This window comes from Streptomyces sp. 7R007 (assembly GCF_054850255.1).
In genome coordinates this window covers 41273-51033 of the sequence record NZ_JBTWMV010000051.1, presented here as the reverse complement: position 1 = coordinate 51033, position 9761 = coordinate 41273, and the positions used below count along the sequence as shown (strand labels likewise).

Here is a 9761-nt window from a genome sequence, read left to right as displayed (position 1 = left end):
GAGCGCGGAGGCGGCGGCGTGCGCCGGGGCGGCGGCGAGGAGGGAGGCGGCGACGGTGGCCACCAGGGCGGCGGACAGGGGGATCGATCTGGCTCTGGCCATGGCAAGGGGCGGCCTTTCGTGGGGGGTGGGTCGCCCGGTGAAGTTATTGGTACGGACCACTTCCGTCAAGATGTGAAGTAAGCACTAAGAGAAGGGAGGGAGGCAACCGCGACCGGCGGCGGTGGGAACCGGGAGAGAGTGCCCTCCGACAGCGCCTACCCTTGGACGCATGACCATCAGCAGCGACCGGAGCCCGGCAGTGGACGTTCCCGCACCCAAGACCTACGAAGTCCGTACCTACGGGTGCCAGATGAACGTCCACGACTCCGAGCGATTGTCCGGGCTGCTCGAAGAGGCCGGCTACGTGCGCGCCCCCGAGGGCTCGGACGGGGACGCCGACGTCGTCGTCTTCAACACCTGCGCGGTACGCGAGAACGCCGACAACAAGCTGTACGGCAACCTCGGCCACCTCGCGCCGAAGAAGGCCCAGCGGCCCGGCATGCAGATCGCGGTCGGCGGCTGTCTGGCGCAGAAGGACCGCGACACCATCGTGCGGCGGGCGCCGTGGGTGGACGTCGTCTTCGGGACGCACAACATCGGCAAGCTGCCGGTCCTGCTGGAACGCGCGCGCGTGCAGGAGGAGGCGCAGGTCGAGATCGCGGAGTCGCTGGAGGCGTTCCCCTCGACGCTGCCGACCCGCCGCGAGAGCGCGTACGCCGCCTGGGTGTCGATCTCCGTCGGGTGCAACAACACCTGCACCTTCTGCATCGTCCCGGCCCTGCGCGGCAAGGAGAAGGACCGCCGCCCCGGCGACATCCTCGCCGAGATCGAGACCCTGGTCGCCGAGGGCGTCTCCGAGATCACGCTGCTCGGGCAGAACGTCAACGCGTACGGCTCCGACATCGGCGACCGCGAGGCCTTCAGCAAGCTGCTGCGGGCGTGCGGGACGATCGAGGGCCTGGAGCGGGTGCGGTTCACCTCCCCGCACCCCCGTGACTTCACCGACGACGTCATCGCCGCCATGGCCGAGACCCCGAACGTCATGCCGCAGCTGCACATGCCGCTCCAGTCCGGGTCGGACACCGTCCTGAAGGCGATGCGCCGCTCCTACCGCCAGGAGCGCTACCTGGGGATCATCGAGAAGGTGCGCGCGGCCATCCCGCACGCGGCGATCACCACCGACATCATCGTGGGCTTCCCCGGGGAGACCGAGGAGGACTTCGAGCAGACGCTGCACGTGGTGCGCGAGGCCCGGTTCGCGCAGGCCTTCACCTTCCAGTACTCCAAGCGGCCCGGCACCCCGGCCGCCACCATGGAGAACCAGATCCCCAAGGAGGTCGTCCAGGCGCGCTACGAGCGTCTCGTCGCCCTCCAGGAGGAGATCTCCTGGGAGGAGAACAAGAAGCAGGTCGGTCGCACCGTGGAGCTGATGGTCGCCGAGGGCGAGGGCCGCAAGGACGGCACCACCCACCGCCTCTCCGGCCGCGCCCCCGACAACCGCCTGGTCCACTTCACCAAGCCCGAGCAGGAGGTGCGCCCCGGCGACGTCGTCACGGTCGAGATCACCTACGCCGCTCCGCACCACCTCCTCGCCGAGGGCGCCGTCCTCGACGTGCGGCGCACGCGCGCGGGCGACGCCTGGGAGAAGCGCACCGCGGCCGAGACGGCGAAGCCGACGGGCGTGATGCTGGGGCTGCCCAAGATCGGCGTGCCGGAACCGCTGCCGGCGGCGACGGGCGGCTGCGCCGCGCACTGAGAGCACGCCATACTCCTCGCGACGGGCGGAGCCGGCGGGGAGGCGGGGCGGAGCATGGCGCGCTGGGTGGTTCTCGTTCAGTACGGATACGGCGAGCAGTACAAGGTCGACGAGGTCGCGCACTTCGAGGACACGCCGGAGCGGGCCCGTGCCCGCCTGTACGAGATCGCCTGCACCCACCGGCCGCGCGCGAGCCTGCGTCAGCAGAGCCGGGAGGTGTACCGCTTCGGGGACGGCGACGCGTACTACGCGCGCATCCAGGGCATGGTGTCCACCCTGCGCGTGGTGTACCGGCTCGCCGAACTCGCGTGGAGCAGTGACCCCGTGTCCAGGCCCTGGCAGTAGGCTCCTGATCATGCTTGTCGCCGCCGCCGTCTGCCCCTGTCCGCCCCTCCTGGTGCCCGAGGTCGCCGCCGGCGCCGCGCCCGAACTGGAGGGCGCGCGGGCCGCGTGCGCGGACGCGCTCGGGGTGCTCGCCGCGTCCCGGCCCGACCTGCTGGTGGTGGTCGGGCCCGCCGAACCCGAGGGGCGCGGCACCCACCCGCAGGGCACGCCGGGCTCCTTCCGGGGCTTCGGCGTGGACCTCGACGTACGGCTGGGCGCCGACCAGGGAGACGCGGCCGAACGCCCGCTGCCGCCCTCCCTCGCCGTCGCCGCGTGGCTGCTGGAGCGCGTCGGGTGGTCGGATGCCCCGATCGAGGGACTCGGCGTCGGGGAACCGCTGGAGGCCGAGCGGTGTATCCAAGTCGGAAGGGAAATCGCGGGGCGGGCCGAGCGGGTGGCGCTGCTGGTGATGGGCGACGCCAGCGCGTGCCGCACGCTCAAGGCGCCGGGGTACCTCGACGAGCGTGCGGCACCCTTCGACGCGGAGGTCGCACGGGCGCTGGGGGCGGCGGACGTCGACGCCCTCAAGGCACTGGACGCCGAACTGGCCTACGACCTCAAGGTCTCGGGCCGAGCCCCCTGGCAGGTCCTCGCGGGCGCGGCGGAGGGGACCGACCTCACCGGGGCGCTGCTCTTCGAGGACGCGCCGTACGGGGTGGGGTATGTGGTGGCGGCCTGGTCTTAGGCGGTGTGGCGGAGAGGGAGGCTGGGGGAGGGCGTCCTCGGGGTGAGCATGGCGCCGCGGTGAGGGTGGCGCCGTGGTGAGAGGGGCGCTGCGGTGAGAGGGGCGCAGTGGTGAGAGCGGTGCCGGGGAGGGCGTGACTGGGGCGGCTGCTGCGGCGGGGGTGGTCGGCGGGGGAGGGGTGACTGAGGTCGGCTGCGGTGCGGCGGTCGGCGGGGAGAGGTGAGCGGGGCCGGCCTCGGCGGGAGCCGCGGGCGGCCGGGAGGGGTTGGCTCCTCGGCCGTCCGTCGGTGTGCCGTCGGTGTGCCGTCGGTGTGCCGGGCCGCTGGTTCAGGGGGCCGGTGGTGGGGCCTCCGGCGGTGTGGGCATCGTGCGGTCCGTCTGCGTGCCGTCCTTGTGCGCGAGCCGGTCCATGGCGCCCTTGGCCTTGCCGGTCCCCGTCTGGATCTTGTCGCTGTACTTGCCCTTGGTCTTCTCGTCCACGACCTTCGCGGCCTTGTCGAGACCATGCGTGATCTTGTCCCCGTGCTGCTGCGCGAGGTCCGACACCTTGTCCTTCGCCGGGGCGAGCTTGGCCTTCAAATTGTCCAGGAGACCCATGGTCCACCTTCCCTGGCGCCCTTGCGGGCGATTACCTGCGGGCGTCCTCACCGGCCTCGCTGTCGGCCGCCTCGGCAGCGGACTGCTGCTGGGGAATCCCGGCACCGTCGCCCGAGACGACCTGCCGGGCGTCCGAGCTCGGCACCTCGACGCAGGCACGCTCCTCGGTGTCGCCGGTGTCGCCGGTGCGGTCGGTGTAGTCCGTGCCGTCGGTTCCGGTCGAACCCTCCGCCGTCTCCGCCGGCTTAGAGGTCGCCGCTGTCGCGGGCTCGGTCACCGGCGCCGGGGCGGACACCTCGGCGACCGGCTCCTCGGCCGTCTGCGTCTCGGCGGCCTGCGCCTCCTCCGTGGCCTCCGACCTCCGGAGAAGTCGTGCGAAAACGCCCATATCCACTCCATACGTTACTCGTGCAGGGGAAATCCCGCGTCGCCCGGTGCGTCAGGTTGCGCCGCCCGGGTCGCCGCCTTCCGAAACCCGGCGGCGGGAACCACGCAACGGCAACGACCCCGCCCGCACGCCGTCACGTAACTCGTTCGAGGAGAGCTCGGCGGGTTTGCGAGACTGGTGCGGTGAGCACCGCACCCCCCGCCCCCCGCGTCATCGCCGTCGTCGGACCCACCGCGGCCGGAAAGTCCGATCTGGGCGTCTTCCTCGCCCAGCACCTCGGCGGGGAGGTCGTCAACGCCGACTCCATGCAGCTCTACCGGGGGATGGACATCGGCACCGCCAAACTGACGCCCGAGGAGCGCGGCGGCGTCCCGCACCACCTCCTGGACATCTGGGACGTGACGGTCACCGCCTCCGTCGCCGAGTACCAGAGGCTGGCCCGCGCCCGGATCGACGCCCTGCTCGCCGAGGGCCGCTGGCCGGTTCTCGTCGGTGGCTCCGGGCTGTATGTCCGTGGCGCCGTCGACAACCTGGAGTTCCCCGGCACCGACCCCGAGGTCCGGGCCCGGCTGGAGGAGGAGCTCACCCTGCGCGGCTCGGGCGCGCTGCACGCGCGGCTCGCCGCCGCCGACCCGGAGGCCGCGCAGGCGATCCTGCCCAGCAACGGCCGCCGTATCGTCCGCGCCCTCGAGGTGATCGAGATCACCGGCCGGCCCTTCACCGCCAACCTCCCCGGCCACGACTCGGTCTACGACACCGTCCAGATCGGCGTCGACGTGGCCCGCCCCGAGCTCGACGAGCGCATCGCCCGGCGGGTCGACCGGATGTGGGACGCGGGGCTCGTGGACGAGGTGCGCGCGCTGGAGGCGCAGGGCCTGCGCGAGGGGCGTACGGCCTCTCGCGCGCTCGGCTACCAGCAGGTCCTCGCGGCGCTCGCGGGTCAGTGCACGCTGGAGGAGGCGCGGGCCGAGACCGTGCGTGCCACCAAGCGCTTCGCGCGCCGCCAGGATTCATGGTTCAGGCGCGATCCGCGGGTGCACTGGTTGAGTGGGGCTGCGGCGGATGTCACAGAACTTCCGCACCTCGCCCTGGCGTTGGTCGAACGACCGGTTACAGCCTGATCACGTCATGGCATCGGGACGCTCCGGCCGCCGTCCGGGCCTCCGGCGCCATGCCATCATCGAGCTTCGATCGACCAAGTGGAGTCCTAGTTGGGAGGGCGCGTGGCGATGGAGGCCGGCCCTCGCGACACTGCACAAGGCACCGAGCCCCGTACCGCCGACATCGGTGAGACGGAGCAGGACCCAGGGCCTCTGGGTTCCGAGGAGTCCGACGAGCTGCAGGGCGGTGTGACCGACGACGGCCCCGAGCCCGAGGAGATGTTCGCGGGCGGCCCGGAGGTCGAGGTCGAGCTGCGTCCGCAGCGCCGTCTGCGCATCTGGCAGCTCGCCCCCATCGTCGCCCTCGCCGCGGTCGGCTCCTTGATGTTCGCCTTCCCGCTCGCCTTCGACTTCGGCGACAGCGGGGCCGTGATCGCCATGCTGGGCCTGCTGATCTGCTCGTGCGCGGCCGGCTGGGGGATGATGGCGGCACGCCGCGTGGGTTACACGTGGCCCGGGCTGCCGCAGCGGGGCTCCGGCTGCAGACCGGACTGGCGGGTGGTCCTGGCCTACGTCGTGGTGGTGGCCGCGGTCGTCGTACTCGCCGTGTGGAGAGTGGCCCGCCTTAGGTGAGGGCGGTGCTTTTCGGCGCCGTCGCAGGTGCACCGTAGGATCGCTGTCGCAGGTGCACCGTAGGATCGAGGAATGAGCCAGCGCACGCCCATCGCCTTCCTCAAGGGTCACGGCACCGAGAACGACTTCGTGATCGTTCCCGACCCCGAGAACACCATCGACCTGCCCGCCGCCGCCGTCGCCGCCCTGTGCGACCGCCGGGCGGGCATCGGCGGTGACGGGCTGCTGCACGTCGTGCGGTCCGCCGCGCATCCCGAGGCGCGGCACATGGCGGCCGAGGCCGAGTGGTTCATGGACTACCGCAACGGCGACGGCTCGATCGCGGAGATGTGCGGCAACGGCGTACGCGTCTTCGCGCGCTACCTCCAGCGCGCCGGGCACGTCGACGAGGGCGACCTCGCCGTCGCCACGCGCGGGGGCGTGAAGACCGTGCACATCGCCAAGGACGGCGCCGTCACGGTCGGTATGGGCAAGGCGCGCCTCCCCGAAGGGGACGTCACCGTCAGTGTGGGCGACCGGAGTTGGCCCGCGCGGAACGTGAACATGGGCAACCCGCACGCCGTCGCCTTCGTCGACGACCTCGCGCACGCCGGGAACCTGTACTCGCCGCCGCCGTTCAGCCCGGCGTCGGCCTACCCGGACGGTGTGAACGTCGAGTTCGTCGTCGACCGCGGCCCGGGGCACGTCGCCCTGCGCGTGCACGAACGCGGCTCCGGCGAGACCCGCTCGTGCGGCACGGGCGCGTGCGCCGTCGCCGTGGCCACCGCCCGCCGCGACGGGATCGACCCGGCCGTCACCGGCACCCCGGTGACGTACACCGTCGACGTGCCCGGCGGCACCCTGGTGATCACCGAGCGGCCGGACGGCGAGATCGAGATGACCGGGCCCGCGGTGATCGTCGCCGAGGGTGAGATCGACGCGGAATGGCTGGAAGGCGCCGCCCGCTGAGCCGGGTCGACGTCAGACAGCAGGGGACCGCTTGTCACGGTCGGTGACGTCCTTCGTCGCGGCGAGTGACCTCTCGTGTCACGCTGAGCGACACCGTAAACCTGCAAACCTTCGCTCGAATGGGTGATCCGTTTCACGCTCGGCGAGAGGCGGTCAGGCGCACGTGATGGGCTCGGTAGCATCAAGCACCGGCCCGGACGGGGGATTCGATGCCACCCCCTTGAGCCGTGTCCGCCCTGGGGCACCCCGTCCGCCGGTCCAGCAGCCGGAGGTGCCCATGAGTGCGGAGGCCACGAACCCCGCGACCCCAGGTCCGGTCACAGGACCTGCGGCCCGCTGGCGGGCGCGGATCGACCTGCGCCGCCTCGGCCGGGCCGCCCTGCTCGGCCCCGCCGCCCGCGACCGGCTGCCCGACGCCATCGGCCACGTCGTCGATGCCCACCGCGCCCACCACCCCGACGCCGACCTCGAACCCCTGCGCCGCGCCTATGTGCTGGCCGAGTCCTCGCACCGCGGCCAGATGCGCAAGAGCGGCGAGCCCTACATCACGCACCCCCTCGCGGTCACCCTGATCCTGGCCGAACTCGGCGCCGAGACAACGACCCTGACGGCCTCTCTGCTGCACGACACCGTCGAGGACACCGACGTGACGCTCGATCAGGTCGGCGAGCAGTTCGGCGCCGAGGTGCGCTATCTCGTCGACGGCGTCACGAAGTTGGAGAAGGTGGACTACGGCGCCGCCGCCGAGCCCGAGACCTTCCGCAAGATGCTCGTCGCCACCGGCAACGACGTCCGCGTGATGTCGATCAAACTCGCCGACCGGCTGCACAACATGCGCACCCTCGGCGTGATGCGCCCCGAGAAACAGGCCCGCATCGCCAAGGTGACCCGCGACGTCCTCATCCCGCTCGCCGAACGGCTCGGCGTCCAGGCGCTCAAGACCGAGCTGGAGGACCTGGTCTTCGCGATCCTGCACCCCGAGGAGTACGAGCACACGCGGGAGTTGATCGTCGAGAACGCCTCCCGCGCCGACGACCCGCTCGCCGAGATGGCCGACGAGATCCGCGCGGTGCTGCGCGACGCCGACATCCCGGCCGAAGTCCTCATCCGGCCCCGGCACTTCGTCTCCGTGCACCGCGTGGCCCGCAAACGCGGCCGGCTGCGGGGCGCCGACTTCGGCCGGCTGCTGATCCTGGTCAACGAGGACGCGGACTGTTACGGCGTCCTCGGCGAGCTGCACACCTGTATGACGCCGGTGGTCTCGGAGTTCAAGGACTTCATCGCCGTACCCAAGTTCAACCTGTACCAGTCGCTGCACACCGCGGTCGCCCGCGCCGACGGCCAGGTGGCCGAAGTCCTCATCCGCACCCACCAGATGCACAAGGTCGCCGAAGCCGGCGTCATCGCGCTCGGCAACCCGTATGCGCCCGCGCCCGACGACCCCGCCGACGGCGAGCGCGTCGACCCGACCCGCCCCGGCTGGCTCTCCCGCCTGCTCGACTGGCAGGAGGCCGCGCCCGACACCGACACCTTCTGGTCGACCCTGCGCGAGGATCTCGCCCAGGACCGCGAGATCACCGTCTTCCGCCCCGACGGCGGCACGCTGGGCCTGCCCGAGGGCGCCACCTGCGTCGACGCCGCGTACGCCCAGTACGGCGAGGACGCGCACGCGTGCATCGGCGCTCGCGTCAACGGCCGCCTGGCGACGCTGAGCACGGTGCTGCGGGACGGCGACACCGTCCAGCTCCTGATGGGCCAGGACCCGGCCTCCGAGCCGTCCAGGGAGTGGCTGGAGCACGCCCACACGCCGGCCGCGCGGATCGCCATCCAGCGGTGGCTGGCGGCCCATCCGGCGACCGGGGAGGCGGAGGCGGCCGACGGGGAGGGAGGCGCTCCGGCTGGGTGGGCGACGGCGCATGCGGGGGGCGCGGCGCATGCGGGGGCTGAAACCGCGCGTTCGGGGGCTGCGGGGAGCGCCGGGGCTGCGGCGTCTGGGGCCGAGGGGGCTGCGGGGCCTGGGGAAGCTGGTGAGGCCCGAGGGACTGGTGACGAGGTCGTAGAGGCCAGCGAGACAGGTGTGACCCGCGAGGCCGGCGAGGCCAGTGCGGCGGAGTCGGCCGGAGAGGTCCTCCAGGGCTCCGGCGTGCACACGGCCGCCGCGCGCTCCCTGCGGGACGCTTCCGCGCCGGGGGACGGGTCCGCCAGCGGCAGCCCCAGCGCGGGTGCTGCGTCCGCCAACGCACCCTTCGGGTCCGCTTCCGGCGAGCTTGCTCCGCACGTGGACTCGGGTGGCGTTGCCCCTCGTTCGGACTCGGGCGGTCGTGCCTCGCACTCCGGCTCGGCAGACCTTGCCTCGCCCTCGGGCGCGGACGGACCCGGCGCTGCACACTCGGCCCCGGGCAGTTCTGCTTCGCACCCCGGTACGACCGGTCCGGCTCCGCGCTCGGATTCAGGCGAAGCGGCCCTGCACTCCGGCGGCTCAGGAGAAGCAGCCCTGCGTCCCGGCGGCTCGGGGGAAGCAGCCCTGCGTCCCGGCGGCTCAGGAGAAGCAGCTCCGCGTCCCGGCTCAGGCGGAGCCGCCCCCCGATCCGACGCAGAGGCACGCACCCCCCGATCCGACGCAGAGGCACGCACCCCGCGTTCCGGCTCACGGGAATCCACCCCGCGTTCCGGCTCGGGCGGACCCGCCACGCGGCCCGGTTCAGGGGGCCAAGGCCCCGCCTTCCGTCACGCGCCCATGGCCCCCATGCCCCGTCACGACGGCGCCGCCAACGCCGTCGTAGACCTGCCCGGCGCGACCGTACGGCTCGCCGGCTGCTGCACCCCCGTACCGCCCGACGAGATCACCGGCTTCTCCGTACGCGGCGGGGTCGTCACCGTGCACCGCGTCGAGTGCGCCGCGGTGGCGCGGATGAAGAGCGGGGGGCGCGCGGAGGTCGACGTGCGCTGGGGGGACACGGCGGAGTGCCGGGTGACCCTGCTCGCCGAATCGTTCGTCCGCCCGCACCTCCTGGCCGACCTCACGGAGGCGATGGCTCTGGAGGGCGCCGAGATCGTCTCCGCGACCGTCGAGCCCCCCTCCCAGCAGCGCGTCCGGCACACGTACACCGTCCAGCTTCCAGACGCGGCCCTCCTCCCCGGCCTCATGCGCGCCATGCGCAACGTCCCCGGCGTCTACGACGTCAACCGCACGCAGGCCCCGGGCGCGTGAGCTGCGTGCCCGTCGGA

At 72.7% G+C, this 9761-nt stretch carries 9 protein-coding genes; 7 read left to right on the top strand and 2 right to left on the bottom strand.

Features of this window, described 5'->3' with window-relative positions; translation table 11 throughout:
• Positions 1–271: 271 nt before the first annotated feature.
• The 3 genes from miaB to ACYF6T_RS37530 all read left to right on the top strand — a co-directional run bounded on the left by miaB (position 272) and on the right by ACYF6T_RS37530 (position 2867).
• Positions 272–1798 (top strand): tRNA (N6-isopentenyl adenosine(37)-C2)-methylthiotransferase MiaB, encoded by a 1527-nt coding sequence (miaB, locus tag ACYF6T_RS37540; RefSeq protein WP_461702260.1) that lies wholly within the window; start codon positions 272–274, stop codon positions 1796–1798.
• Between the two features lie 66 nt (positions 1799–1864).
• Positions 1865–2143: a hypothetical protein gene (locus tag ACYF6T_RS37535; protein WP_461702259.1), complete on the top strand. Its 279-nt coding sequence runs from the start codon at positions 1865–1867 to the stop codon at positions 2141–2143.
• Between the two features lie 10 nt (positions 2144–2153).
• Positions 2154–2867 (top strand): class III extradiol dioxygenase subunit B-like domain-containing protein, encoded by a 714-nt coding sequence (locus tag ACYF6T_RS37530; protein WP_461702257.1) that lies wholly within the window; start codon positions 2154–2156, stop codon positions 2865–2867.
• A gap of 327 nt (positions 2868–3194) precedes the next feature.
• Here the strand turns inward: ACYF6T_RS37530 and ACYF6T_RS37525 are convergent, their stop codons facing one another.
• Complete coding sequence (locus tag ACYF6T_RS37525) at positions 3195–3464, bottom strand: antitoxin (protein ID WP_461702255.1); 270 nt, start codon at positions 3462–3464, stop codon at positions 3195–3197.
• Between the two features lie 31 nt (positions 3465–3495).
• On the bottom strand, positions 3496–3852 hold the full coding sequence (locus tag ACYF6T_RS37520) for a hypothetical protein (protein WP_461702253.1): 357 nt from the start codon (positions 3850–3852) through the stop codon (positions 3496–3498).
• 182 nt (positions 3853–4034) lie between these two features.
• Between ACYF6T_RS37520 and miaA the strand changes: the two genes are divergently transcribed.
• From miaA to ACYF6T_RS37500, 4 genes are all read left to right on the top strand, one after another.
• Positions 4035–4973, top strand: a complete 939-nt coding sequence (gene miaA / locus ACYF6T_RS37515) for a tRNA (adenosine(37)-N6)-dimethylallyltransferase MiaA (protein WP_461702251.1) — start codon at positions 4035–4037, stop codon at positions 4971–4973.
• 108 nt (positions 4974–5081) lie between these two features.
• Complete coding sequence (locus ACYF6T_RS37510; RefSeq protein WP_461702249.1) at positions 5082–5585, top strand: hypothetical protein; 504 nt, start codon at positions 5082–5084, stop codon at positions 5583–5585.
• Positions 5586–5657: 72 nt separating this feature from the next.
• A complete protein-coding gene (gene dapF / locus ACYF6T_RS37505; RefSeq protein ID WP_461702247.1) occupies positions 5658–6533 on the top strand; it encodes a diaminopimelate epimerase in 876 nt (291 codons plus the stop codon).
• 277 nt (positions 6534–6810) lie between these two features.
• On the top strand, positions 6811–9744 hold the full coding sequence (locus ACYF6T_RS37500) for a RelA/SpoT family protein (RefSeq protein ID WP_461702245.1): 2934 nt from the start codon (positions 6811–6813) through the stop codon (positions 9742–9744).
• Positions 9745–9761 lie beyond the last annotated feature (17 nt).